The 25931-nt window shown below is 46.4% G+C and carries 25 protein-coding genes; 2 read left to right on the forward strand and 23 right to left on the reverse strand.

Going from position 1 to position 25931, the window contains the following annotated elements:
* Positions 1-5 precede the first annotated feature (5 nt).
* Entirely contained in the window at positions 6-1616 is a 1611-nt protein-coding gene (locus tag HF638_RS00990) for a YifB family Mg chelatase-like AAA ATPase (protein ID WP_169478496.1), read from the forward strand.
* Between the two features lie 241 nt (positions 1617-1857).
* Here the strand turns inward: HF638_RS00990 and HF638_RS00995 are convergent, their stop codons facing one another.
* From HF638_RS00995 to rplS, 10 genes are all read right to left on the reverse strand, one after another.
* Positions 1858-2409 carry a nitroreductase family protein gene (locus HF638_RS00995; protein WP_169478497.1) on the reverse strand — a complete coding sequence of 184 codons (552 nt, stop codon included), beginning with the start codon at positions 2407-2409 and terminating at the stop codon, positions 1858-1860.
* Positions 2410-2712: 303 nt separating this feature from the next.
* Positions 2713-3906 (reverse strand): carboxypeptidase-like regulatory domain-containing protein, encoded by a 1194-nt coding sequence (locus HF638_RS01000; RefSeq protein WP_169478498.1) that lies wholly within the window; start codon positions 3904-3906, stop codon positions 2713-2715.
* Positions 3907-3967: 61 nt separating this feature from the next.
* Positions 3968-4129 (reverse strand): paeninodin family lasso peptide, encoded by a 162-nt coding sequence (locus HF638_RS01005; RefSeq protein ID WP_169478499.1) that lies wholly within the window; start codon positions 4127-4129, stop codon positions 3968-3970.
* A 325-nt stretch (positions 4130-4454) separates the two neighbouring features.
* Positions 4455-4853 (reverse strand): YraN family protein, encoded by a 399-nt coding sequence (locus HF638_RS01010; RefSeq protein WP_169478500.1) that lies wholly within the window; start codon positions 4851-4853, stop codon positions 4455-4457.
* Positions 4847-5158 carry an EscU/YscU/HrcU family type III secretion system export apparatus switch protein gene (locus HF638_RS01015; RefSeq protein WP_169478501.1) on the reverse strand — a complete coding sequence of 104 codons (312 nt, stop codon included), beginning with the start codon at positions 5156-5158 and terminating at the stop codon, positions 4847-4849. Before HF638_RS01015 ends, HF638_RS01010 begins: the two co-directional genes overlap by 7 nt.
* Positions 5155-7212 (reverse strand): TrbL/VirB6 family protein, encoded by a 2058-nt coding sequence (locus HF638_RS01020; RefSeq protein ID WP_169478502.1) that lies wholly within the window; start codon positions 7210-7212, stop codon positions 5155-5157. The genes HF638_RS01015 and HF638_RS01020 overlap by 4 nt, the downstream gene beginning before the upstream one ends.
* A gap of 30 nt (positions 7213-7242) precedes the next feature.
* A complete protein-coding gene (locus HF638_RS01025) occupies positions 7243-7944 on the reverse strand; it encodes a ribonuclease HII (protein WP_248277991.1) in 702 nt (233 codons plus the stop codon).
* Positions 7945-8406: 462 nt separating this feature from the next.
* The gene (gene ylqF, locus HF638_RS01030; RefSeq protein WP_169478504.1) at positions 8407-9270 is read right to left on the reverse strand and encodes a ribosome biogenesis GTPase YlqF; all 864 of its coding nucleotides are present in this window, start codon (positions 9268-9270) and stop codon (positions 8407-8409) included.
* A 30-nt stretch (positions 9271-9300) separates the two neighbouring features.
* Entirely contained in the window at positions 9301-9921 is a 621-nt protein-coding gene (lepB, locus tag HF638_RS01035; RefSeq protein ID WP_062833773.1) for a signal peptidase I, read from the reverse strand.
* Positions 9922-10282: 361 nt separating this feature from the next.
* Positions 10283-10624, reverse strand: a complete 342-nt coding sequence (gene rplS / locus HF638_RS01040; RefSeq protein WP_017689212.1) for a 50S ribosomal protein L19 — start codon at positions 10622-10624, stop codon at positions 10283-10285.
* Positions 10625-10973: 349 nt separating this feature from the next.
* Here rplS and HF638_RS01045 point away from each other — a divergent pair, with 349 nt between their 5' ends.
* A complete protein-coding gene (locus HF638_RS01045; RefSeq protein ID WP_169478505.1) occupies positions 10974-11939 on the forward strand; it encodes a polysaccharide deacetylase family protein in 966 nt (321 codons plus the stop codon).
* Positions 11940-11942: 3 nt separating this feature from the next.
* Here the strand turns inward: HF638_RS01045 and HF638_RS01050 are convergent, their stop codons facing one another.
* The 13 genes from HF638_RS01050 to fabF form a co-directional block, all read right to left on the reverse strand.
* Complete coding sequence (locus HF638_RS01050; RefSeq protein ID WP_169478506.1) at positions 11943-13190, reverse strand: rhamnogalacturonan lyase family protein; 1248 nt, start codon at positions 13188-13190, stop codon at positions 11943-11945.
* A 156-nt stretch (positions 13191-13346) separates the two neighbouring features.
* Positions 13347-13721: a VOC family protein gene (locus HF638_RS01055; protein ID WP_169478507.1), complete on the reverse strand. Its 375-nt coding sequence runs from the start codon at positions 13719-13721 to the stop codon at positions 13347-13349.
* Between the two features lie 172 nt (positions 13722-13893).
* Entirely contained in the window at positions 13894-14661 is a 768-nt protein-coding gene (gene trmD / locus HF638_RS01060) for a tRNA (guanosine(37)-N1)-methyltransferase TrmD (RefSeq protein ID WP_169478508.1), read from the reverse strand.
* Position 14662: 1 nt separating this feature from the next.
* Positions 14663-15175, reverse strand: coding sequence for a ribosome maturation factor RimM (rimM, locus tag HF638_RS01065; RefSeq protein WP_169478509.1), 513 nt, complete (start codon positions 15173-15175; stop codon positions 14663-14665).
* Between the two features lie 246 nt (positions 15176-15421).
* Positions 15422-15652, reverse strand: coding sequence for a KH domain-containing protein (locus HF638_RS01070; RefSeq protein ID WP_017689218.1), 231 nt, complete (start codon positions 15650-15652; stop codon positions 15422-15424).
* 23 nt (positions 15653-15675) lie between these two features.
* The gene (gene rpsP, locus HF638_RS01075; RefSeq protein ID WP_017689219.1) at positions 15676-15948 is read right to left on the reverse strand and encodes a 30S ribosomal protein S16; all 273 of its coding nucleotides are present in this window, start codon (positions 15946-15948) and stop codon (positions 15676-15678) included.
* Between the two features lie 52 nt (positions 15949-16000).
* Positions 16001-17380, reverse strand: a complete 1380-nt coding sequence (ffh, locus tag HF638_RS01080; protein ID WP_017689220.1) for a signal recognition particle protein — start codon at positions 17378-17380, stop codon at positions 16001-16003.
* 63 nt (positions 17381-17443) lie between these two features.
* Positions 17444-17794 (reverse strand): YlxM family DNA-binding protein, encoded by a 351-nt coding sequence (ylxM, locus tag HF638_RS01085; protein WP_169478510.1) that lies wholly within the window; start codon positions 17792-17794, stop codon positions 17444-17446.
* A 262-nt stretch (positions 17795-18056) separates the two neighbouring features.
* Positions 18057-18704 carry a PAQR family membrane homeostasis protein TrhA gene (gene trhA, locus HF638_RS01090; RefSeq protein ID WP_169478511.1) on the reverse strand — a complete coding sequence of 216 codons (648 nt, stop codon included), beginning with the start codon at positions 18702-18704 and terminating at the stop codon, positions 18057-18059.
* 142 nt (positions 18705-18846) lie between these two features.
* Entirely contained in the window at positions 18847-19860 is a 1014-nt protein-coding gene (gene ftsY, locus HF638_RS01095) for a signal recognition particle-docking protein FtsY (protein WP_169478512.1), read from the reverse strand.
* A 108-nt stretch (positions 19861-19968) separates the two neighbouring features.
* Positions 19969-23538 (reverse strand): chromosome segregation protein SMC, encoded by a 3570-nt coding sequence (gene smc / locus HF638_RS01100; RefSeq protein ID WP_169478513.1) that lies wholly within the window; start codon positions 23536-23538, stop codon positions 19969-19971.
* Positions 23539-23915: 377 nt separating this feature from the next.
* Positions 23916-24614, reverse strand: coding sequence for a ribonuclease III (gene rnc / locus HF638_RS01105; protein ID WP_145318996.1), 699 nt, complete (start codon positions 24612-24614; stop codon positions 23916-23918).
* 13 nt (positions 24615-24627) lie between these two features.
* Positions 24628-25866 (reverse strand): beta-ketoacyl-ACP synthase II, encoded by a 1239-nt coding sequence (fabF, locus tag HF638_RS01110; RefSeq protein WP_169478514.1) that lies wholly within the window; start codon positions 25864-25866, stop codon positions 24628-24630.
* Positions 25867-25931 lie beyond the last annotated feature (65 nt).

Raw genomic sequence — 25931 nt, forward strand, 5'->3', positions numbered from 1 at the left:
TTGTTATGTACGGGAAATTGCATAGTGCGTGTTTGTACGGAATTGATGGCGTTCTGATTGAGGTGGAAACCGATCTATCCAATGGTCTGCCACAAACGTCCATCATCGGATTACCAGATTCAGCTATTCGTGAGGCCGTTGAACGTGTTCGTGCAGCGATTAAAAACTGTGGATATCAGTATCCGTTACAGCGGATTACAATCAATCTGGCCCCCGCTGATCTGCGCAAGGAAGGATCTTCCTTTGATCTTGCCATAGCTATTGGTTTACTTATGACAAGCGGCCAGCTTGTACTCCCTCCTCAGGAACGAACATTAGTCGTTGGCGAACTGGCATTGAACGGTTCGATCAGGTCAGTGCCTGGCATTTTATCCATGGTGGATCTGGCCAAACGGCAAGGCTTTACGTCCGTGCTCCTTCCTTTGGATAATGTGGAGGAAGCATCATTGATTCGAGGTATTCAAGTGTTTGGCATTCGCCATTTGCAAGATATCGCACCGGAAAACTTAGATCAATCTGCGAGTTCGGTTGGAGTGCCAAATAAAGCTAATGCAGGACCGGTCGTATTAAAAAATTATGCTCACCTCGCTACTCCTATAACAGATAAGACTCAAAGGGTGGTGGATAGAAGGCCGGAACAAACGTCATTTTGCGCAGATGACTATAGCGATGTTCTGGGGCAGCATCATGTAAAACGCGCGCTTATGATTGCTGCAGCAGGCATGCATAACATATTGCTCGTTGGACCGCCAGGCACGGGCAAAACGATGTTAATCAAACGTCTACCTTCCATCCTTCCTCCTTTGTCAGAAGATGAAGCGTTGGAAGTCACCAAAGTATTAAGTGCCGCAGGCAAGTTGAAAGAAGCGCCTCAAGGCCTGATTGCAGACAGACCTTTTCGCTCCCCACATCACACGATATCCACCTCTGGTCTAATTGGAGGCGGTGGTATTCCGAAACCGGGTGAAGTGAGCCTAGCCCACCGGGGGATATTGTTTCTGGATGAATTACCTGAGTTCCAGCGCCAAGTATTGGAGGTATTAAGGCAACCGTTAGAGGATCGCACAGTGACGATTAGTCGGGCGCGGGCAGCATTCACCTTTCCCGCCCAGTTTATGCTCGCATGTTCCATGAATCCCTGCCCCTGCGGATATTTGTCCGCTCATTCGGAGGAGCAGCGCTGTATATGCAGTCCAGCCCGTGTTGCCGCGTACCGAGCCAAAATTTCAGGACCATTGCTGGATCGTATCGATCTTCAGGTCGAGGTTCCTCCACCAGGCGAGTGGCGTAAATCAGCTGCCTCACCTTCCTCTGCAGAAATGCAGGCAAAAGTCATCCATGCTCATCAAATTCAGGCGGCACGTTATGCCCAAAGTTCAGTCCGTTGGAATAGCCAGCTTTCGGGCACGCTTTTGCGACGAACGATCCATCTCCCTCAAGAGGCAGAGCAACTGCTAGAGCAAACACTACAAACGTTAAACTTGAGCATGCGTGCACATGATCGGATTATCAAGATGGCACAGACGATTGCCGATCTGGACCATGATGGTGAAATTATGACAGCTCATGTGGCTGAAGCCATCCAGTATCGTCAATTGGATCTTAATTTATTTTGAAGCTATTTTAGAAGCATATGGAGGAAAGAACAGGCCGATTTACCCAAAGGCAGTGAAATGGGCATGAGACTGTAAACAGCAGAGGAAGATCGGGAAGGATTCCTTATGCAGATTCTACAATGCGGATACGCCAATATGACAAAAAACGTACAAGCCCTTCTCTTCTGTGAAGAAAGGTACTTGTACGTGGATTTCCCTGAAACATAAGGGATCATAGATAGCTAAGGTTTTTAATAATTTATTATTCGAAAAGAGTGAGTTTCTCCTTAGCTGGTGTGCGTTCTTTGGCAGAAGGAATAACATCAGGGTATCCCATATAAATCATGCCTACAATCTTCTCTCCCGCCTCTATTCCAAGCGGTTTGCGGAATTTGGGAGCGTACAAGAATGGCTTGGTCACCCAGAACGTTCCAATGTCTTCACTCCAAGCTGCAAGCATAAAGTTCTGAACCAATGCACTGACCGCAGCGAAGTCTTCGTCCCAGATATTCTGTCTTGGATCTTCTTCCAGCACGACAAGCATAACAGATGGAACTTGCATAATATTGGCTGAGAATTTATTGTCTTCTCCCATTTCTGCATCAATAGCCTCAGCCAGTTTTTTGCGTCCATTTCCGGTAAACAACAAAAATCTCCAAGGTTCACGCAGTTTATGGTTAGGAGCCCAGACTGCGGTGTCCAGCAATTCTATAATCTGCTGTGTAGGAACAGCTTCTTTTTTAAATTTCTTCACCGTACGACGGTTTTCAATCGCATTTCTGACTTCATTCGTTGTTTTCGTAGCTTTACTCATCGGCCATACCTCCCTGTTTATAATTATGATCTGTACCCGTAAAGATGGCTTACGGTCTGGAACAATTCGTTTTCGTTTATGACAAATCAAAAGATTAGAACGCCCGATTACATTCTTGATTATACACCTATCTGATCACGAGATTCAAAGGAGGGGCAGAGGTCATTACCGTTAAGGTCATAACGAACAGAAAAGACGACTCTGAATCTTGATACACCACGAGGGATCTTCAAGTCAGAGCCGTTTTTAATCACATGTTATACATTCACATGTCATACATTCACATGTCATATCAACGAGTAATCAATCGTAACTCTCCCCTTCAAACGTGCCATTCCCTTCAAATGTGCCATTAACAAAGTCCATTTTATTGTACTTCTCCTGATTACCTGCAACATCTGTACTATAGTACTCTACCACCTTGACATCAGGGGCATAAAACTTGACGGGTCCTTCATAGTTCTTCCATGCCCCTCCATTAATTCGATATTGTGTCGTTTTTACGCCCGAACCTTTGACTTCGTCTGTTGCCTGTAGTCTAAATGTAAATCCTTTGATGTATAGCTTTCCATTAACTGTATCTGTAATAGGAACTAATCTGTACTTGGTTACTGGAGGTGTAATGTCTGCATCTTTCTTAAGTACGATATTAAACGTATTCCGATCTCCTTTTACAAGATTAACGCTTAGGCTCGATTTTAAGTATCCGGTTGCCTCCCCCGTTATTGTTCTGGTCCCTGTTGGCACGCGCTTAATAAAATAATTGCCTTGAGCATCTGTTGTTGCCGAACCTCCAGCATTAACTTTAGCCCCACTTATCGGATTTCCCGCTTCATCAACAACCTTTCCCCGTACGTGTGCTGCTTCAGTCAAAACAACATCTAATCTTAAGGTTCCTCCCTCACGGACACCCAAGCGATCCTGTTCATATAGCATATAATCATCGGCATCTACCCATATTGCAGTGTTCGGATTATAGGCGTAATCAATTCCTGTAACCGCATATCGACCTTGCTGATCAGTTTTCACTATACGATCAAAGACACTTGTTACTTTTATACGAGCATCTGGAACAGGTCTGCCTGCCTGATCTTTGACAGTTCCCACAATCGTGGAGGGTTCATAAATATAAAAATCTAGCTGTTTTTGTTCTCCACCGGACAATCCGTAGGAGCTATAGTGTCTGTACGTCACATAACCCTCTGCTTCAACTACAAAAGTAATGTCCGTATTGTCTTCAACGGACTCTATAATACGATACCGTCCATTCCCATCCGTCTTCACGCTTTTCTCTGACGTATCCCCACGATAATTAAGCCAATACTTGACAGTAGCGTCCTTGACAGGTAATCCCTGACGATCAATAACTTTACCTGACACACTTGCCTGGCTAGACGGTTCGGCTGCATAAGAAACTCCGGAATACATGATCCCAAACAAAATGAAACATAAAGATAGTGTACTTAGTCGAATTATCCGTTTGATACTTGTCTGCATCTTCTCACTACACCTCACCATTTATTTTTATAGATCAAACATTCCTCTTTAGCCTCTTTAATTAACTGACCATAAGTTCAAGCTTCCAGAATTCTCCGTCCCAAACATATTGCCAAATCCCCTGTCCACCGTTCATGGTCTCGCTGATATCCAGCACTTCCATCCGAGGGCACTCCCATACTTGTTTTACTGTGTTGTTCGAAGTACTCTGAAGCTCTTTCATACATCCCACCAACCTCTCTTTAAATTTCAACTTTCTTAGTTTATTACAAATGATACATTTTGTATCTATAAATTTCTGAATTAAAATGATTTTATTATTGATGCTCTCTCCTCTGTTTCGTGAGTCCATAGTTAAATCAAAAAAAGCCGCAGCTCCTGTATGATGAGGATCTGCGGCTTTATCATTTTAACTAATTTCAAAACTAAAACGAATGAAAAGATAAGATATAATTAAACTTGTACTTTGAAATAACCTATGGATTCACACCAAAAAAGATACATATCGTATCTTCTTTTTGATACAGCAATAACTTTGAGTATCTTGCTTAAAATGCATTAACAATATGATTCACCGAGACCGTCTCTCCCGCTTGATCAAGCATCACAGCAATTACATCAAAACGGATCTGATGATCCGTCTCTCCTGTCATTTGCAAATAAACGGATGCGGTTGAACGCACCTGCTGCATTTTACGCATATCGACCGACTCCTGAGGTGTACCATACTGAGCGGCTCCACTTCTGCTTCTTACCTCCACAAAAACAATCAGGCCCTCGCAGGAAGCAATGATGTCAATCTCACCGCTACGACAACGCCAGTTCTGTCTGATGATCCGATAGTCGTTCTCTCGCAACCAGTGACAGGCGGCTTCTTCGCCTAATCGGCCCTTCTGCTGTCGTGTAAGCTTCAGTCCCGGAGCCTTGCCTGATCTATGTTCTACCATGATTCATCTTCCTCACGTCCCGAAGCCAGTCGATCTGCACGATAGACATACGTTAGCACCTCTGCGACCAGCTGATACAGTTCTGCTGGAATCTGTTCATCCAGATCCAACTTGGAGAGTACTTCCACAAGTGCTGCATCCTCCTGAACAGCCACCCCGTTTTCCTTGGCTTTATCCAGAATGGCTTCTGCCACTTTGCCGCGGCCCTTGGCTACCACAACAGGTGCTTCGCTCTCTCCAGGAACATATTTTAGGGCAACCGCTTTTTTGGAGAGCAGGTCCGGTTGTGACGACTCGTCTTTCATACCTTCAAGTCCACCCCTTTGTAACGTTCAGGACTATAATCCGAGGCCGTCATTTTCCGCTCCGCGCCCGGCTCCTGGCCCACAGGCCATGGTTCAGCCTTGAAGGTCAGCAATTGATAGCCCAGCTTGTCCAATGCCTGATGGATTACCTCTCTTCCGCTCTCCAGGAGCGGTCCCATTCCTTCGCGATCATTCAATACACGCAGACTGACAATGTTGTTAACCACATGGACATCTACCAGTGTAGGCCCAAGACTTTTCATGTCCAGATCGAACCATAGACGGCAGTTGGACGCATCCAGCTCTCCGCGAGGTCCACGACGTGATTGAATCTGAACGGAAGCTGTTTCTTCCCCGTCCGGTCCGGTGATCGGAATAAACCAGTGCATCTGTGCAAATGTAGCACTGCGATCTGTCGTCAGCAATAACTGCTGACCTGTCAGATATTGCACCGCTTGTCCGGCGGCATCCTTGAGTGCCGCCGGCGCACCGTCGCTGCTGGCAAGCTGCAGCAGCAAGCCCTTCAGCGTGTCCGCATTCGCCGGACTCGCCGCATCCCCCACGCGCGGCTGCGCTGCCGCGCCGTGAACAGCCTGCTGCTCGTGCTCCGCACCGAGCAGCTTCAGCACGCGCCCCACCCACGGGTCCCCCTCGTGGGTGACAGGCGCGGGCACTGCCGCAGCTCCCGCAGGTGCTGCGGCACTACCGCCAGCCGGCGGCGCATCAGCGCCGGCTGGCAACGGCTGCGGCACGCCTCCGGCAGCCGCAGCCGTTTGGCCGCCCTGCGATGCAGGGGCGGCCTGTGCTGCCGCACCAGGCTGTGCCGGTGCGGCAGTGGACGCGCTGCGCAAGGCGTCCAGCAGCGCCAGCAGCTTGGGGGCCAGCTGCGCTGCCGTAGGCGCTGCTGGCGCCGCCTGGCCTGCTGCGGACGGAGTCCCCGCAGCAGCAGGCGTTTCAGCGCGGCCGTCAGTCCGACCGGCCGCGCCTGCTTCAGGCTGGCCTGCACTTACACGGCCAGCCACAGAATCTGCTGCCGCCCCTGGTGTACCCGGGCGGCTCCCGACTTGGCCCGCGTCAGCTCCGCGCGGGCTCTCTCCAGGTATTCCAGTTCCAGACGGAATACCCGCAGCCCCTTTGCCAGCCGTCTCAACGTTGCTGGCAACTGCCTTCGTGGCGGCTTCAGCATTCCCTGTGCCTCCGCCGGTCTGCACGTTTCCTTTCACCGCAGTACCTGCATCGTCTGCCCCGCCATCCGTCATGGATATAGCTCCTGCCAACGTCGCTTGTCCTTGTTGCGTTGACAAAGCAGGTGTTCCGGTTCCAGTCACCTGACGACCATTACCTGATGCAGCCAACCCTTCTTCCATCTGCGCTGCATTCGGCAATACAGGCACACCAGCCATAACAGTTGTTTTCAAGGCAGCTGATTGTTCTCCAGGCAATACCGGTTTACCTGTTGTTTGAGTCAGCATCGTTTCCAACTGGTCAGCCAACCCGCTTAACAACTGATGCAGAGGGGGGCCAAACACCGTCTGGTGTAATCCTTTTACCGTTTCCCCCGTAACCGGAAGACCACGCTGAAAAGCAATTCCCGTCGCCTGCACCCATTCTTCCACAGGTACCTGTGCTGGTTTAGCTGTCATCATATTTTGGACCATAGCCACATTATCCTTCGTGAGCGGTAATCCGCTACGCTGCATGGAAAGTAACAGTTCCCGATTCCCTTTTGTGTCCGGCAGTCCTACATCCTTAAGCAGGTTGTTCAGCGAAGCTTGTGGCAGCTCAGCAAGTGTTCCCGCCATAGGTTTCATTACCGTTATGCCATTTTCACCTGGAGGCTGTACTTGAAGCAACGTGGTCTCACCCGGACGGAGTGGAGTCTCCAACTTGGCGCGTACCTGCACACCTTGAATCTGCAGAACTGCTTCTCCCCCATCATCGGATACACTAACGACGGAGCCACGAACCACCTGACCTTCCTTTAATTCAAGCGGTTTGGCATTGCCGGGCTTACTATCTCCCATTAACCCCTTTATCATGGAACCGATATTCAAATCTCTCCCCCTCCTTCCTTCAAGCCTCAGTTAAAACAAAGATTGCTGCTCTCCAAGCAGATTGCCCAGAAAACTGCGCCGATGCATCGGGGTTGCCCCCAACGCCATAATTTGCTCCCGATGAACTTTTGTTGCATACCCTTTATGTATCGACAGACCATATTCCGGATATAACGTATCCCATTCTTCCTTACACAGCCGATCTCGCGTTACCTTGGCAATAATAGATGCCGCTGCGATCGATTGACTATTGGCGTCACCTTTAATAATGGACAGTTGAGGTACATTCACATCCACCTTCTCCGCATCCACCAGCATATAATGAGGAGCTTCTCCCAATGCTTCAACCGCACGTTTCATTGCGAGTCTCGCAGCCTGCTTGATATTAAGCCGATCAATTGTCTCTGCATCCGCGTACCCGATACCTACCGCCAGCGCTTTTTCCATAATGATGTCATATAATGCATCCCGTTTTTTCTCCGTTATTTTCTTGGAGTCATTCACGCCTTCCAGGATGAGATCCTTCGGTAAAATAACCGCCGCTGCCACAACATCCCCAAACAAACAGCCCCGTCCCACCTCATCAATACCAGCAATACGTTCAAATCCACTGTCCCAATACTCCCGCTCGTAGAGCAAAAGGTCTCGAGGTTCACTGGCTTCTTTTTTCTTCTTCGATCCAACCGGGGTATCCAGTAGATTCAACCCGATCTCTTCATTATTTTCAACCATAACGCTCATCTCCTCTACCCACGCTTCTTCAGCATGCGTATCACTTACAACTTTTTATAATATAGACGTAGATCCTCTGTCTTTGTTCTGTACAACCTGTATCTCTCAGCAAATATATTCCTTGAGGTTTACAATAATAAAGATAGTGATGTCTTCATTTATCGGTATTTGATGGTTAAAATTGAATATATCAGACCTCGTCTAATCTAAATTGCACCACCATTTATCATAGCACGATTTTGACACACCTGATATATAGGTCAAGCAATTCCATAAAGCGTACTGTTCTTCAAACCTCTTCCATTTTTACGTTTTCAACGTACATTCTGATTCTACTTCCACGTTTTTGTACACAAAAAACGACCGCTCCCGATAATCCGGTAACGGCCGCTTCTTTCGGCACTTGTATATATGAAATGAACAGATGAGGATGGTGATCTTCATCGTGTAGAGTCCATTTTTTTAATAAGGAGCTTCCATGGAGAAACGTCCCATTTTACCCGCTCGCAGTTCTCGCAGAAATGCTCGCGATGCCTTTTCCAGATCAATGCGTCCACCGCTTACAACACAACCACGGACACGGCCGACTTGTTCCATAATCGCAATAACACTGTCTGAATCATCTGCATCCTTGGAGAACTCCTGAAGTCCGTATCTCTTTTCCAGGGCGTCCCAGTAATAACGCATCAGGTAGCTGATTCCAAAAAAGGCGATATCCTCTGCATTCAGAATTTCCTCTTTGATCGCACCTGTTACGGCAAGACGATAACCTACATTTTGATCTTCGAACTTGGGCCAAAGAATACCTGGAGTATCCAATAGCTCCATTTCTTTGCCTACCTTAATCCACTGCTGCCCCTTCGTCACACCAGGACGATCTCCTGTTAACGCAATACTCCGTCCAGCCAGTCGGTTAATCAGTGTTGATTTACCAACATTCGGAATACCCACAATCAATCCGCGAACCGCACGAGGGTTAATTCCTTTAGCAATTTGACGATCAATTTTTTCTTTCAGAAGAAGCTTCGCCTGTACCGGAATGTCTTTAACATTAGTGCCTGTCGAGGCATCCACAGGAAAGGCGGTAATTCCCTCTTTTTTGAAATATTCAATCCACTCTTGCGTCACTTTGGCATCTGCCAAATCCGACTTGTTCAACAAAATCATCCGGGGTTTATCCAGCAATATTTCGTCAATCATCGGATTACGGCTGGAGACAGGCAGACGGGCATCCAACAGTTCGATGACCACGTCGATGAGCTTTAACTTATCCTGAATCTGGCGTCTGGCTCGAGTCATATGACCTGGAAACCATTGTATCGTCACCTTGTCTTCACCTCATTATTTACTTCAATTTCAGTGGTTGATCCACTTGATCTCACCGATCGGCCAGAAAATAACATCTGCACGACCAATAATATCTTCTAACGAAACATAACCGATCATACGGCTGTCTGTACTATTTGGACGGTTGTCTCCCATAACAAACACATGACCTGCCGGCACTTTGCCATCAGGGAACTGTTCATTCGGGAAATCCTTCACGTTATATGTTCCACCATTTGCTTCAGCTGCATCAATGGCTCCTTGAATATACGTTTCATCAACCTTTTTACCGTTAACCATTACGGTATCGTCCTGAACCTCCACCGTATCACCTTCTACAGCAATAACACGTTTAATGAAATCTCGACCTTCGGTTGGTACGTGGAAGACGATAACCTCACCGCGCTTCGGTTCTCTGATATCATATAAGATTTCGTTGACGATCACACGTTCACCTGTTTCAAAGTTCGGCTGCATGGACGGACCATCCACAACAAACGGTTTGAAGAGCAACCACCGAATCAGAATAACGAGAACTAATGCGATAACGATGGCTTTAAGCCATTCAACAATTTCATTTTTAGCTTTTTTGGATCGACTGTCTTTCTCTTCGGCAGGATTGCCCCGGTCATGTTGAACTTCTTGTTCCATTCAAGATCTTCCTCTCTTCACAGTACATGTTTATAGCAGTACACACATCCAGCATTCTGCATCGATCCAACCAATCTCTCATGGGGTGGATACAAAATATTCACATCAGTTATGTAATCTTTCTCCAAGCATTACAGTACATTTAATCCACAATTCAAATGCCTTCAAGAGGTTGTTCAAAAAGTCGGTACTGAAACCGGTCTTTTGAACACACACTTCAATAACTGATTTTACAAGCCTCCCGGACTATTCCCCGCATGTGTTGCCATACCATTTTACTCGGAAGTGTACCTCCGGTTCAACTTTTCCCGGACAAAAACGAAAAGGGCTTGTCTCCAAGCCCTTCCCGGTATCCGTTATATTAACGAATTTCTTTAATTCTCGCTGCTTTACCGCGTAGTTCACGAAGATAATAAAGCTTCGCACGACGAACTTTACCACGGCGAGCCACTTCGATTCTATCGATTTTTGGGGAATGAAGCGGGAAAGCTCTTTCCACACCTACACCGTAAGAAATTTTACGAACTGTAAAAGTCTCACTGATTCCACCACCACGGCGTTTAATCACAACACCTTCGAACAATTGGATACGCTCGCGAGTTCCCTCGATTACCTTAACGTGCACTTTCAAAGTGTCACCAGGACGAAAACTCGGAAGATCCTTGCGAAGTTGTTCTTGTGTAATCGCTTGAACGATATTCATCTATGACTCCCTCCTTCCATACAGGCGTTCATACTTCTTCCAGAGATCACCTTGTCTCCTTCATCATCCATAGAGGACCGCCGTATTCCACATAACAGACTTATTGTATCACGCAGCATATCAAAACACAAGAGAAATTAAACAAATGCCTATTGTTTAATCTGCCACTCTGAAACTCATCCATCACATGTTAACTTCATTCTAAAATACATTCTCCCATATGGACAGTGAATCAACGCTCTCATCTGCAAGTCAACCTGATACAGGAAAAAATACTGTAACTTCCAGTGTAGTAATATCGTCTATGATATAACTTATTGACCACTTTAAAAGGAGAATCCCAAGACTTATGAAATATTGGAAAAAGATCACACTTGCCCTACTCGCCATGCTCACATGCTCCATTACACTATATGCCTATGCCGTAACTCATCCGACGAATGCCATGTCACACAAAGCCTGTACCTCCTGGGATATGGTCAAAGGCAAAGCATTCCAGCTGTCACACACTGACTTTTCTAACCAATCTGCGCTGGATCGTTCTACCTTCAAGATAGAACAAGGTACGGCTACAGAAGTTCCTGTACTGATGTATCATTACATAGAGCCCAAATTGAATAATCATGAGACAGATAATAAATCCATCATTAATCTGGAGAATTTCGAGCAAAATATGAAATACCTGCACGATGAAGGCTACCGTACGATTACACTGGACCAGCTTGAACAATATGTTAATGGGAATATCTCACTACCACAAAAGTCCATTGTAATAACCTTTGATGATGGATACCAGAACAACTATACGTTAGCTTACCCTGTGCTTCAAAAATATAATTTTCATGCCTCGCTGTTTGTCATAGGCAGTAAAATTCAGGAGCAACCTTCGGTATTTGACCCTGCCAAAAACAGTTTCATCTCCAAACCAGAGATGCAGGCGGCAACTGATGTATTTGAATTCAATAGCCATACCTATAACCTGCATCACAAGGGATTCATGCGCTGTGGCAACAGTGTGCCTGTCGGTCTCGACACCAGTCTTCTGGATGATGATATTCAGCAAATGAAGCAAACCGGAATAGACACACCTTATCTGGCCTATCCTTTTGGTTATACCAGTACACAGATGATCTACAAGTTACAGCAACATGGTTATCGCATGGCATTTACAGTAAAGTCCGGATTTGTGCATCCAGGAGATCAACCTATGAAACTATCTCGCTTGACGGTCACGACAGGTACTGACCTGGCGTCCTTGCTTCAGCCTGAATCCAGTCCGCAGAATGGATTACCTGCATTGGAGAATGACCATTGAAATCTAGAGTTTAACTTCACCGCCTGGATACAGAGTCGAGCTATACAGCCTTTTAAGCTGTGGCTTGGCTCTTTTTGCACCCAGTAATGATAGTGTCATCGGAGAATTGGCGTAAACTACTGCTTCCTGTGCGTCATAGATGATGATCTGTTCTTTCCCCGTCTGAACCAGGTCTGCATGCACTGCATATCCCTCTTTCGGGAATTCAGTAAACGTTTTCATATTTCCATCCACCAAAGCAGGCAATACATCTCCACCTCGGCGATACGCCAAAATATAATCGAGTCCACCTTCATCCCAGTTACATACAGGCTCTATAATGGTTAACCAGCCACGAGTCGTGCGATTTTCCTTCCAAATTTCTTCCCCTGCGCTATCCAGCATGAACATTCCATCCTTACCATGCTCATCCCCGCGGACAATCCGGTCCAAGCCTGCAATCTGTAATCCTTCCATTCCAGTACAAAAATGGCCCAACGCAATATGCTGTGATTCAATTGAATCTTTATAGCGCCATTTCTCATTACCATAGCGGTCCATCATGACCGTGACACTGCCACCAATGACAACCTCGACTTGCCCATCGCCGTCAACATCTCCAAACCACATACAGTCGGCATGATCATCAAGATTCTGACAAGACCATAATAACGTTCCATCATGATCCAGCATGTCATATCCGGCCATCACTTCATCCTTCCCGTCTCCATCAATATCATATACCCATGGAAAATGCCCCGGATTTCCTTCATGCTTCCATAACAAATTAAAATCATGGTCGAGTGCCCATAATGTCTTATAGCGGTCTTTCAATATAATGTCCATTTTCTGCTGGTTACCCGTCAGGTTGGCAAGAATAATGCAGTCATGTGCTTCATCACCTGGCAGATCACGTGTTTCTTTAATCTCTCCAGTCTCACCATTCAACACGAGAAATTGTTTGTCCATGACACACAATACTTCATTATTTCCGTCACCATCCCAATCTACGATCTGAGCGGGATAGTCTGAGCCCGGACCTCCTGCATTCGGATCAGGCGTTCCCACCTGCCATATCAATGTTCCTTCCAGATCAAATGCAGTCAAACAACATACCTGATGCGGAACATACCGATCGTCTATGCCCCCATCTGCCTGTACAAGCAACATCTCAAGTCTGCCGTCTCCATTCAGATCTCCCAAAAGCATTTTGCAGCGTTCTCCGGCTTGGCTAACATCTACTCTGGCAATTTCATAAGGCTGGTTGCTCATCATCTTCCTCCTCAGCGTATCGTTAACATTCCATTACAGCTGAGTTCACCATAAAGAAAATCCCAGTTTTTCACAACCCTATTATGTGGTAATGCAAAAATGTTCAAAGCTGCAAAAAAGTGTATACGTTCACAATAACCGATTTAAACGAATGATTTACAGCCACTCTAAGAACTCAAGACGATTGCCAAAAGGATCATTTATGTAGAAACGTCTTACACCTTCATCTATCCTTGCTTCATCATCGACAATATGAATATGGTTATGATTCAGATGATCACGCAACTGATCCAAATGTTGTACATGAAATGCCGGATGAGCTTTTGTAGCGGGAATGAAATCTTTTTGTACGCCAATATGAACTTGGTGTCTGCCACACTCAAACCATACACCACCCCGTTTTCTTAGAGCTTCAGGTTTAGGAATCTCCGTCCAGCCCAACAGGTTATTGAAAAAATAACGCGCCTCCACCTCACAACCTTCTGGTACTGCGAGCTGAATATGATCAAGACCAATAATATTGTAAGTCATTCATACACCGCCTTTTGTTTCATTTGATGAAACTCTGTTTTAAAAAGGATAGTCCAATCGAAATCCAGCTTTCTTCTTACAATAAAAACAAAAAAAGCCAACCTGTGGTATCTAGGTTAGCTTTTCGAACTCTATAAAAAGATATATTTACGTGTTTATACGTTGCATCTATTTACTCTGTACTATTTTTACGGTTTGAGCGTATCTTTTTCAACCAAATGCGTTCTTTGTCCGTCAAATCCGCCGTTTCCAACATCTCCGGTCTACGCTCTAACGTACGAAGCAAAGACTGCTCTCTGCGCCACGCCTCAATGTTCAGGTGATGCCCTGACAACAGCATATCCGGTACTTTCATACCTCTAAACTCAGGTGGACGTGTGTAGTGTGGATATTCGAGGAGTCCAGTGCTGAATGAATCGGTTACTGCGCTTGTCTCATTGCCAAGCACACCGGGAATAAGACGTACGATACTATCAATGGCAACCATTGCTGGCAACTCCCCACCAGTGAGTACATAATCACCAATGGATAGTTCATCCGTTACGAGAAATTCGCGGATTCGCTCATCGTAACCTTCATAATGTCCACATATAAAAATCAGATGATCTTCCTGGACAAGTTCTTCTGCCTTTTTCTGTGTAAACGTCTCACCTTGCGGACACATTAAAATGATACGTGGAGCTTTCATGGTTGCCGCGGCTTCTCCGCGTTGTTCCAGCACATCTTCAACAGCAGCAAAGATCGGATCTGGTTTCAGCACCATGCCTCCACCACCACCGTAAGGAGCATCATCGACCGTATTGTGTTTATTGGTCGCATAATTACGGAAGTTGGTTGCACCGAGGGACACCAGCCCCTTCGTTTGGGCTTTGCCCAGAATGCTTGCTCCGAATACGCCTTCAAACATCTCAGGGAATAATGTTAATACATCCACTTTCATGTTACAGCAGCCCTTCCATCAGGTGAATCTTCACTTGCTGCTGTTCGATGTCCACATCAAGTACTACATCATCAATAACAGGAATCAGCACTTCTTTGCCTGCTGGCGTTTTGACAACCCATACATCATTGGCACCTGGAGTCAAAATTTCAGAGATGGTTCCAAGCGTTTCACCCTCTTCGGTGATGACAGAACACCCAACGATTTGATGGAAGTAGTATTCACCTTCCTCCAATTCAGCCAGATTCTCTTTCAACACTTTGGCCACGCCGCCTTTAAACTTCTCTACTTCATTAATATTGCCATACTCTTTCAGACGAAGAATATACATATTCTTATGCAAACGTGAAGATTCCACGTTAACCATGACTGGATGATTATCTGGTGTAAAGAAAAACAACTCCGCATTTTTCGCGAAACGCACTTCCGGGAAATCAGTTAAAGGCATGATTCTTACCTCGCCACGAATTCCATGCGTATTGACGATTTTACCTACATTCATAAACTCTGCCATATTTCCTCCTACGAAATTAAATCAAACTAAACAGCTACTTCGACTCTCGTACGGTCGTTCCGGCGACGGTTCGTTCTTTCGATCGCTGTTATCCTGACGCTTCTCCAGAATCGATCCCGTCCCCTCCACTGCTCCGAAGTCACTCATACCCAAAAATATTTTAATTCAATATCTAATCCAACATATTAAGTTCAGCATGCACGAAAAGGGGCTAGGACATGCATCCTAACCCCCTTTCGTATATCTTTAAGATATGATATCAACGGTAACCCGTTTATCCATCTTAACTGCTGCTGATGTGACGACCGTGCGAAGAGATTTTGCGATTCGTCCCTGTTTACCAATTACCTTCCCGACATCGTCAGGATGAACAGTTAACTCATAAACGACAAGCCGGTCTTTCTCAACCGTCCGAACCGTCACATCTTCCGGATGATCGACCAAAGCCTTAGCAATTATGCTTACTAATTCTTCCATAGATGACCCTCCGAATCAGCACTTTATTTAGATAATTTAGACTCGTGGAACTTCTTCATCACGCCCGCTTTGCTAAGCAAGTTGCGGACAGTGTCAGATGCTTGTGCACCGTTTTGAAGCCATGCCAATGCTTTATCTTCATCGATCTTAACAACAGCCGGTTGTTCAACCGGGTTGTAGTAACCGATCTCCTCGATAAAACGACCGTCACGTGGGGAACGGGAATCCGATACCACTACGCGGTAGAAAGGAGCTTTGTGAGCACCCATACGTTTCAGACGAATACGAACTGCCATTTGAAAATTCACCTCCTTCAATGAAATCTGTATATGATTTAGCTTCGCTTAATCAACGGAAAGGAAACTTCATTCCTTTACCCATACCTTTAAGCTGCTTCATAGCTTTGTTTTTACCGCCGCCTTTAGGTCCCATCATATCCGAGAACTGTTTCATCATGCGGCGCATCTCATCAAATTGCTTGATCAGACGGTTTACTTCGGCCAGTGATGTTCCACTACCTGTAGCAATACGTTTCCGGCGGCTATGGTTGATCATGTCCGGGTTGCGTTTCTCTTCAGTCGTCATTGAGTAGACGATCGCTTCGATCCGGCCCATTTGTTTATCATCAACCTTCAGGTCCTTAGCTTGTTTCATCTTACCCATGCCAGGGATCATATCCATGATCTGATCGATTGGTCCCAGCTTTTTCACCTGATCCATCTGCTCCAGGAAATCTTCAAACGTGAATTCTGCATTACGCATCTTCCGTTCCATTTCCTTAGCTTTATCGGTATCAATGTTTAATTGTGCTTTCTCAATCAGAGATAACATATCACCCATACCGAGAATCCGTGAAGCCATACGTTCTGGATGGAATGGCTCCAAAGCGTCAAGTTTCTCTCCAAGAGAAGCAAACTTGATTGGGCAACCCGTAACTGCTTTGACGGAAAGTGCAGCACCACCACGAGTATCGCCATCCAGCTTAGTCAGGACAACCCCGGTCAGATTCAGTTGCTGGTTAAAGTGTTCTGCTACGTTAACCGCATCCTGACCTGTCATGCTGTCTACGACAAGGAGGACTTCATCCGGATTCACTACGCTGTGAATCTGGCGAAGCTCTTCCATCAGCTCTTCATCGACATGCAGACGTCCAGCCGTATCGATAATGACATAGTCATTACCGTTATCTTTGGCATGTTGAAGACCTTGACGTGCGATCTCCACAGGGCTTGTCTGATCTCCCAGTGTGAATACCGGCGCTTTGATCTGCTCGCCAAGTACTTGCAACTGTTTGATCGCTGCCGGACGATAAATATCGCCTGCAACAAGCAATGGTCTGCTGTTTTGCTTTTGCAGCATTTTAGCCAGTTTACCAGATGTAGTTGTTTTACCAGCACCCTGCAAACCAACCATCATCAGCACCGTAGGCGGTTTGTTCGCTTTAGCCAGTTTCGCCTGGCTTCCACCCATCAAATCCGTTAGTTCCTTGTTAACGATGTCGATGATGACCATTCCTGGCGTGAAGCTCTCCATCACTTCTTTGCCGACAGCCTTCTCTTTCACCTTGGCGATGAATTCCTTGACCACTTTGAAGTTTACATCCGCTTCGAGCAATGCCAGACGTACCTCGCGCATAGCCTCGGCTACATCTTCATCAGACACCTTGCCTTTGCCGCGCAGCTTGCTGAACACATTCTGTAATCGGGTCGTTAATCCTTCAAATGCCATGATCCCACCTCCTTAAGCTTTAATACTGTTTTCAAGACCGATACGTTCCGCTCAGCCAAATTTTCATTCACTAAGCTGGGCAACGATATCGTGTATTTGTTTGTTGTTATCAATGGATACGCCTGCGCGTTCCAATGCATTTTGCAAATCTTCAAGATTGCGATTACGCCGTTCATGCTTTTCCAGCAAGGCTAGCTTGCTTTCGTAATTTTCCAGCACTTGTTCGGCACGCTTGATATGCTCGTATACCGCCTGGCGGCTGATTTCAAACTCGGCTGCAATTTCACCAAGTGAAAAATCGTCATGAAAGTAATACTTTAGAAAAGTCTGCTGTTTCTCAGTAAGTAACAATTCGTAAAAAGCAAACAGCAAGTTAATCCGGTTCGTCTTCTCAAGCCGGTTTTCTTGACTCACATCGGGGCACTCCCTTCGTCAAGGAAAAACACTTTACACTCTTGCAACGTTCCTAATAATACCTAAAACAAATCAGGTTGTCAAGCAAAAATACTTGTCACAATAAAAACAGCTAAGATCACGTCCCATTTCGGTACTAAACAGGTGATTTCTGCCCTTTTACATGACAAGCAAACCCCGATCTATAACCTTTACACTCTACCTCTATGTAAAAGAAAAACGAATGCGTCTCAGCCAGTGGAGATGCATCCGTTTATGTGATCTAGCGAAGTGGTGTCAAGTACAGCAGTACCATGAAGAAATGAAGAATACTGCCTGCTAACACAAAGAGATGCCAAATCGCATGGTGGTATGGAAATCCACGCCAAACATAAAAAAGCGTCCCCAGTGTATACATCAGACCTCCAGCTACCAGCAACACGATTCCGCCTGTAGGAATGGCAGCCATAAGCGGTTGCCAGGCAATAACGATGAGCCAGCCCATCGCAATATAGAAAATCGTGGACATGAATAAAAACTTTTTAGTGAAAAACGCCTTAAAGATTACGCCGAATAATGCGATTCCCCAGATTATACCGAACAGGCTCCATCCAAGTGTGCCGCGAACAGCAATAAACAAAAGCGGAGTATATGATCCGGCAATAAACAAATAAATGGATGAATGATCAAAAATCTCAAATAAATCTTTCACTTTTCCATCTTTCCATGCATGCACGAGTGTGGAGCTCGTATAGAGCAGTAACATGGTGATCCCATAGATCGTGAAACTGACCACATGCCAAGCCGTGCCTTTGATACTTGAAAATACAATCAATAGCACCAGTGCAGCTACACTGAGTGCAGCGCCGATTCCATGTGTCACCGCATTGGCGACTTCTTCACGGCGAGAATAGGTATAAGTATTGGCCATTTCAACCGTCCTTTCTAACCCTTTAGCATTGCCTTCTTTATTCCCATTATACACGTATTGCCAGTGACATTACACGTGACACTTATCACGTATATCACTGGCAATACGGTTAACGCTACTCATTTATTCTATTTATTAAGATCTAGGAATTAGCTTCCTCTTCTTCAGCACTTTCAGCTGGCTGTTCCTGGATCAATCCGGCGAACAAGGCATGCACGAATTGCTCCGAATCGAATGGCTGCAGATCGTCAATCTTCTCACCCAGTCCCACGAGTTTTACTGGCAAGTCCAACTCCTGACGGATCGCAACAACGATTCCGCCTTTAGCTGTACCATCCAGTTTCGTCAGTACCAGACCAGTTACGCCGCTTTTCTCACCGAAAAGTTTAGCCTGATTCAAGGCATTTTGGCCTGTTGTTGCATCCAGTACCATCAGTACCTCATGCGGAGCTTCCGGAATTTCACGCTGAATGACACGATAGATCTTGTTAAGCTCGTCCATCAGGTTCGATTTATTTTGCAGACGACCTGCTGTATCACAGAGGAGAACATCTGCTCCCCGTTGCTTCGCTGCCTGCACCGCATCATACATAACAGCTGCTGGATCTGAACCGGACTGCTGTTTGATAACATCTACACCGGCACGTTGTCCCCATACTTCCAACTGTTCGATAGCTCCGGCACGGAACGTATCTCCAGCTGCCATGATGACTTTTTTACCTTGTTGTTTAAAGCGATGAGCCAGCTTGCCAATCGTTGTTGTTTTACCAACACCGTTAACGCCAACGAACAAAATGACGGTAATGCCATCCGGGTTCATTTTCAATTCATTGTTCTGTTCACTGCGAAGAAGATCCGTCAGTTTCTCGGACAATACAGGCTGCAGTTCAGCCGCGTCCTCAATTTTACGTTTTTTCACCTCAACGCGCAGATCTTCGATCAGATTCATAACCGTATTCACACCAACGTCTGCTCCAATCAGAATCTCTTCCAATTCTTCATAGAACTCTTCATCGATTTTTTTGCGGCGGATAACGAGATCCGACACCTTTTCCACAAGCCCTTTACGTGTCTTTTCCAATCCATCCTTGAACTGTTTGGTCACTGACTCCGTTTTACTTGCAATGCTGTCTCTAAGCTTCTTAAAAAAACTCATAAAGCCCCTCCATCGTGTACATAATCTGAGCGTTTGGTAATGATGCTCAATCTAAATCAAATTTGAATGAATACAATGAGTTCATGTGTCTCGCAGGTTTGGATCAGATCAGGCAATTACAGCTTCTTCATCTTCCAGTTTAACCGAAACGAGCTTGGATACGCCGCCCTCTTCCATGGTAACACCGTACAGCACATCCGCTTCTTCCATTGTACCTTTACGATGGGTAACGACGATGAACTGGGTTTGTTCGGAGAACTCACGCAAGTACTGGGCAAAACGTACCACGTTGGCTTCATCCAATGCTGCCTCAACTTCATCCAGCACACAGAACGGTACAGGTTTGACATGCAGAATGGCAAATAACAAAGCCATCGCGGTCAAAGCCCGCTCCCCACCGGATAACAGCTGCAGGTTTTGCAGTTTCTTACCTGGTGGCTGAGCAACAATATCTATTCCCGTATCGAGCAAACGTTCAGGGTCCATCAGAACAAGGTCAGCACGTCCCCCACCAAACAGCTTGGTAAACACGGTACCGAACTCACGGCGGATCGCATCAAACGTGATTTTGAATCGCTTCGCCATCTCGTCTTCCATTTCCCGTATAACCTGATACAACGTAGTTTTAGCTTCCACTAGGTCATTCTTCTGTTCACTCAGGAACTCATATCGCTCATTAACTCGCTGGAACTCCTCAATCGCTCCCAGGTTAACCTCACCCAAAGCAGATATACTGCGCTTGAGCTTCTGTACCTCAGCCTGTGTATGTTCCACATCTTCCGGTACAGGATAACGCTCTTTAGCCAGTTCATAGCCCAGTTCGTATTCATCCGTCAGCTTCCGCAATATATTTTCCAGCTCAACATCCAGCCGGTTCACGGAAATTTCCGTCTGTCGCATCTGCTCTTCCACCGCTTTCAACTGCGTGCGCTGTTCTTTCGTTTCGCTCTCGGCAAGCTCAAGCTTTTTCGACAACTCACTTCGGGCAGCACGTTTGAAGTCCAGCTCCTGTGATGCTTCTGCTTTTTTCAGCTTGTACTGATTCAGATCTTCAATCTGCTTGACACTCTCGGTCTGTGTTTTCTTGAGATCTGCCTCCATCGAAGCCAGCAACGTGCGATTCTGACGAAGATCTTTCACCAGCGACTCCACTTCCCGCTCCAGACGCCGCAATTGTTCCCCATTGGAGAATCGCTCCTGATCGAGCTTGCCTTCCCGTACTTTCAATTCAGTGAGTTGGCTCTGCAATTCTTCCTTCGCGGATTCATTGGCTTTCCGAGCAAACTCAGCTGCATGAATGGCACGATGAGTCGCTTTTTCTTCCTCTTCAAGCTGCTCCAGCTTCTTCACAGCAACGATGCGAGCGGTATCCAGCTCTTTGATCTCTTCGGTAAACCCGCTCTTCTCCTGCCCGACAACAGCAACCTGTTCAAGCACGTGGCGAAGCTCATGTTCTACCTGTTTCATTTCCATCGAAGCCTGCTGTTCTGCATTTCGGGTATCGTCACCGGACTGACGAAGTTCATCCAGTTTGTCCTGACACTGCTCCAGTTGAACTTTTACATCATCCACACTACGATGCAGTTTCACAATCTGATTTTCCGTATCCAAAATATCCTGGTCTAGCTGATCCAGTTGCCGTTTCCGACTGAGCAGACTCACATTTTTCTTATGCTGGCTACCACCCGTCATGGAACCACCTGCATTAACGACGTCGCCTTCAAGCGTCACGACCCGGAAACGATACTGGCAACGAGCCGCAATTTTGTTCGCGACCTCCAGCGTTTCGGCAATAATAACATTACCTAACAGACTGCCAATGATCGAAGCATACTTAGATTCGAATTGTACGAGATCAGCACCGATCCCCACAAAGCCCTCCATGCCTTCAATCATGGAACGTTCAGCCGCGCCAATGGCACGTGGACGAATGACATCCAGAGGCAGGAACGTTGCACGGCCCAATTGACGTTGCTTAAGGAAAGCGATCGCCTGTCTGGAAACTGATTCATTTTCCATGACCACATGCTGCAAGGATGCTCCCATCGCTGTCTCTACCGCAAGTTCAATCTTCTCGGGAACTTTGACAAGTTCAGCAACAGCTCCATGAACACCGTTTAGTGTGCCTTTGCGTGAAGCCTTGAGAACCTCTTTGACACCCAGCATGAATCCGTCAAAATCATCCTGCATCTCTTTCATCGTATCGCGGCGAGAGACCTGAGCTTCACGTTTCTGTTCCCATTTACGGACTGTGCCCCGACTTTCTTCGAGCAGCTTCTGCAGCGACTGGAGTCGTTCGCTTTCCGTAATATAACCACCACGTAGATCACTGATTTCTTTGCCCAAACGAACAACCTTTTTCTCAATGTCCGCTTTGCGACTTTCCAGGGTCTCTTTCTGATCTTCCCATTTTCCAGATTCCTCAGCCGCGCGATTCATTCTGCGCTCCAGCGTTTCTTTCTGCTGGTCCACGTAACGAATTTCATTTCGTGTCTGGGCCATCTGATTCATCAGTTCCAGCAAGTTGCCTTTGAGGCTTTCCTCTTGCTGTTGGCTAATGCCACCTGTAACACCAATGAGTTTGGCCTCTTCCTGGGACAACTGATTTCTCACATCATTCAGTTCATGCTCAAGCTTGCCAAACTTCTCACGCAGTGCAAGCAGCTCGGTTTCCCGTTCGCGATGTCTCTCTTCACTAGCCGTAAGCGTTACTTTGAGCTGCTCCTGATTCGTTTGCAGATGGTGCGAGCGTTCCTTGAGCAGTTCCCCAAGCCCTTCACTTTTCTCCGTCGCTTCACTGAATTGCAATAAGGCGGATTGCAGTTGCTCTGTCTCTGTTTCCAGGATACGCAGCGCATTCCGATCATTTTCCAGCTTGGCATCATGCGTAGAGACAATCGCTGCGAGTCCAACCTCTTCCTGTTTTAGCGATTGCAGTCGCTCATTTGCCTTACTCCAGGACGCATGAATCTGTTCAATCTGGTACACATACATGGAAATTTCCTGCGATTTGAGCTGTGAACGAAGTTCCTTATAGTGGATCGCTTTCTCCGATTGTTCCTTAAGCGGACCAATCTGATCTTCCAGCTCGGTCACGAGATCATGAATCCGCAGCAAATTCTGCTCTGTCTCATCCAGTTTGCGCGTAGCATCCCGCTTGCGGGATTTATATTTAACAATACCTGAAGCCTCTTCAAAAATGCCCCTGCGATCCTCTGAACGGGTACTCAGAATCTCTTCGATTCGTCCCTGTCCAATAATCGAGTAGGCTTCTTTACCAATGCCGGTATCCATAAACAACTCCGTGATATCCTTCAAACGACAAGATTGCTTGTTGATAAAATATTCACTGTCTCCGCTGCGATGTACACGACGAGTCACCGTCACTTCACCGAAATCCAATGCAAGTGCGTGATCCTCGTTATCGAGCGTTAGCGAAACTTCACCGAAATTAACGGCCTTCCGTGCGTCACTACCTGCAAAGATAATATCTTCCATCTTGCCACCACGCAGCGACTTGGCACTTTGTTCCCCTAGAACCCAGCGGATGCCGTCCGATATATTACTCTTTCCACTTCCGTTCGGACCTACAACAGCCGTAATGCCACGAACGAATTCCATCTCCGTTTTGTCGGCGAATGACTTGAATCCACCCAATTCAATCCGTTTTAAAAACATAGGGTTTCTCGTCACCTCCTCTTGCAAATTTCAAGTATTGCATTCCAACGCCTAAATAAATTGAACCATTGCTATTACACATGACTACTTCGATTGCAGCACCATCCTCCGATCGCTCTTATCCCCAGATTTTCTTGATTCCCTTATCCAAGGGAAAAATCCGTTGATAAATGCGCACGCTTCGCTTCTTCAGATTGGTTCTGCACTCTTCGTTTTGTGTAAAATAAAGTTCACTTATTTAGTTAACGATCAGGTAACCTTCTCCTGAACCTCTTTACAAAAAAAAGAGCAAAAAGCAGTCCGGCCGATTACTTCCGCCGGGGCGGACCCGCGGGCTGCTCTTTGCTCTTCGTTTGTCTATGCGCTATCGGTTAAGCTCAGGCTTCCGGAAGCTTCAGTCGATCAAGTGCTGCAGATGCAGCCTGTTGTTCCGCTTCCTTTTTGGAACGCCCTGTACCTCTGCCAAGCCGTTCTTGACCCATATGGACCTCCGAGACAAACTCACGTTCATGGGCAGGTCCCCGTTCCTCAACGATACGGTATTCCAAAGCTCCCATATTGTGATGCTGAGTAAGTTCCTGCAGTTCCGTTTTGTAATCACTCATTTGCAGCTTGCTGCCCAGAACGATTAATGGGAATACATGCTGATCGAGAAATGTCCGAACAGGCGCAAGCCCCTGATCCAGATACAATGCACCAATGAAAGACTCAAACACATCTGCCAGCAAAGCCGGCCGTGTCCGTCCTCCAGTCAGTTCCTCACCTTTACCTAGAAGTACATACTGCCCAAAACCCAACGCTTCAGCAAATTTGACGAGGGAAGGCTCACAGACAATGGATGCCCGCAGCTTAGTTAATTCACCTTCCGGACGGTTAGGATACAAATGATACAAGTATTCCGATACAGTCAGTTCCAGCACGGCATCGCCCAGAAACTCCAGACGCTCGTTGTCCTGATGCTGACTGAACCGGTGTTCGTTTACATAAGAAGCATGGGTAAACGCTTGTTTTAAAAGCTGCCTGTTGTCAAATTTGATTTGAAGTTTGTGTTGTAACTGCTTCAGATCTTCACTCAAACGAACTAGCCCCTTATGCTTCAAATTTTTTGAGAATAATGGTGGCATTGTGACCGCCGAATCCAAATGAATTGGACATGGCAATATTGACTTTAGTTTGACGTGGAACATTTGGTACATAATCCAGATCACATTCCGGATCCTGATTTTCCAGGTTAATCGTTGGAGCCAGTGTCTGATGTGTCAGTGACAATCCGCAGATGACCGCTTCTACACCACCAGCAGCGCCAAGCATGTGGCCCGTCATGGATTTAGTAGAACTCACTGCGAGCTTGTACGCATGGTCACCAAACGCCTTTTTGATCGCAAGCGTTTCGGATCTGTCGCCTACAGGCGTCGAAGTTCCGTGTGCATTGATGTAATCCACTTCTTCAGGCTCAATACCCGCATTGCGAAGTGCCATCTTCATGCAACGTGCTGCTCCGTCTGGATCTGGTTCTGTCATGTGATGTGCATCGCCAGTCAGACCGTAACCGATCACTTCACCATAGATACGTGCACCACGTTTTTGAGCATGCTCCAGAGATTCCAGGATCAGAACGCCAGCGCCTTCGCCCATAACAAAACCATCACGATCTGTATCAAAAGGACGGCTTGATTTCGCAGGATCATCATTACGTGTTGACATTGCGCGCATCGCACAGAACCCTGCAAGACCCGTTGGTCTGATTGTTGCTTCCGCACCACCACAGATCATGGCATCTGCATCACCATTGGCAATCAGCTTGAAGGAATCTCCGATGGAGTGTGTACCTGTTGCACAAGCGGTAACAACGTTAATGTTAGGCCCTTTGGCACCAAGAGAAATGGACATTTGGCCTGAAGCCATGTTCGAGATCATCATGGGAATGAAGAATGGACTTACCCGTTTTGGACCTTTTTGCAGCAATGCATTATGTTGGTCCTCCCAAGTTCCCAATCCACCAATACCTGATCCGATAGATACACCAAAACGCTCTGCATCAATGTTCTCATTAATTTTCAGACCACTGTCTTCAACGGCTTTAAAACCAGCTGCAACAGCAAACTGTACAAAACGGTCCATTTTGCGAGCATCCTTGCGATCCATGTATTCTTCCGGGTTGAAATCCTTGATCTCGGCTGCAATCTGTGTCGTGTATTCACTTACATCAAACGCCTCAATCTGAGAGATTCCGGACTTACCTGCCATTAAACTGCCCCAGAACGTTTCCAAATCTTTTCCGAGCGATGTCATTACGCCCATTCCGGTAATTACTACTCTTTGTTTCAAACCGACTCACCTCTATATCGACTGCATTACGCAAGTATTTTGTGGGAATATCCGCAAACAGTCAT

It is taken from the genome of Paenibacillus sp. SZ31, assembly GCF_012912005.1.
Classification (GTDB): domain Bacteria; phylum Bacillota; class Bacilli; order Paenibacillales; family Paenibacillaceae; genus Paenibacillus.

Excerpts from the sequence above, each read along its gene's own strand:
- HF638_RS00990 (WP_169478496.1), top strand. The coding sequence starts at position 6 with ATGTACGGGAAATTGCATAGTGCGTGTTTGTACGGAATTGATGGCGTT.
- HF638_RS00995 (WP_169478497.1), bottom strand. The coding sequence starts at position 2,409 with ATGAGTAAAGCTACGAAAACAACGAATGAAGTCAGAAATGCGATTGAA.
- HF638_RS01000 (WP_169478498.1), bottom strand. The coding sequence starts at position 3,906 with ATGCAGACAAGTATCAAACGGATAATTCGACTAAGTACACTATCTTTA.
- HF638_RS01005 (WP_169478499.1), bottom strand. The coding sequence starts at position 4,129 with ATGAAAGAGCTTCAGAGTACTTCGAACAACACAGTAAAACAAGTATGG.
- HF638_RS01010 (WP_169478500.1), bottom strand. The coding sequence starts at position 4,853 with ATGGTAGAACATAGATCAGGCAAGGCTCCGGGACTGAAGCTTACACGA.
- HF638_RS01015 (WP_169478501.1), bottom strand. The coding sequence starts at position 5,158 with ATGAAAGACGAGTCGTCACAACCGGACCTGCTCTCCAAAAAAGCGGTT.
- HF638_RS01025 (WP_248277991.1), bottom strand. The coding sequence starts at position 7,944 with ATGGTTGAAAATAATGAAGAGATCGGGTTGAATCTACTGGATACCCCG.
- lepB (WP_062833773.1), bottom strand. The coding sequence starts at position 9,921 with ATGGAACAAGAAGTTCAACATGACCGGGGCAATCCTGCCGAAGAGAAA.
- rplS (WP_017689212.1), bottom strand. The coding sequence starts at position 10,624 with ATGAATATCGTTCAAGCGATTACACAAGAACAACTTCGCAAGGATCTT.
- HF638_RS01045 (WP_169478505.1), top strand. The coding sequence starts at position 10,974 with ATGAAATATTGGAAAAAGATCACACTTGCCCTACTCGCCATGCTCACA.
- HF638_RS01050 (WP_169478506.1), bottom strand. The coding sequence starts at position 13,190 with ATGAGCAACCAGCCTTATGAAATTGCCAGAGTAGATGTTAGCCAAGCC.
- HF638_RS01055 (WP_169478507.1), bottom strand. The coding sequence starts at position 13,721 with ATGACTTACAATATTATTGGTCTTGATCATATTCAGCTCGCAGTACCA.
- trmD (WP_169478508.1), bottom strand. The coding sequence starts at position 14,661 with ATGAAAGTGGATGTATTAACATTATTCCCTGAGATGTTTGAAGGCGTA.
- rimM (WP_169478509.1), bottom strand. The coding sequence starts at position 15,175 with ATGGCAGAGTTTATGAATGTAGGTAAAATCGTCAATACGCATGGAATT.
- HF638_RS01070 (WP_017689218.1), bottom strand. The coding sequence starts at position 15,652 with ATGGAAGAATTAGTAAGCATAATTGCTAAGGCTTTGGTCGATCATCCG.
- rpsP (WP_017689219.1), bottom strand. The coding sequence starts at position 15,948 with ATGGCAGTTCGTATTCGTCTGAAACGTATGGGTGCTCACAAAGCTCCT.
- ffh (WP_017689220.1), bottom strand. The coding sequence starts at position 17,380 with ATGGCATTTGAAGGATTAACGACCCGATTACAGAATGTGTTCAGCAAG.
- trhA (WP_169478511.1), bottom strand. The coding sequence starts at position 18,704 with ATGGCCAATACTTATACCTATTCTCGCCGTGAAGAAGTCGCCAATGCG.
- ftsY (WP_169478512.1), bottom strand. The coding sequence starts at position 19,860 with ATGAGTTTTTTTAAGAAGCTTAGAGACAGCATTGCAAGTAAAACGGAG.
- smc (WP_169478513.1), bottom strand. The coding sequence starts at position 23,538 with ATGTTTTTAAAACGGATTGAATTGGGTGGATTCAAGTCATTCGCCGAC.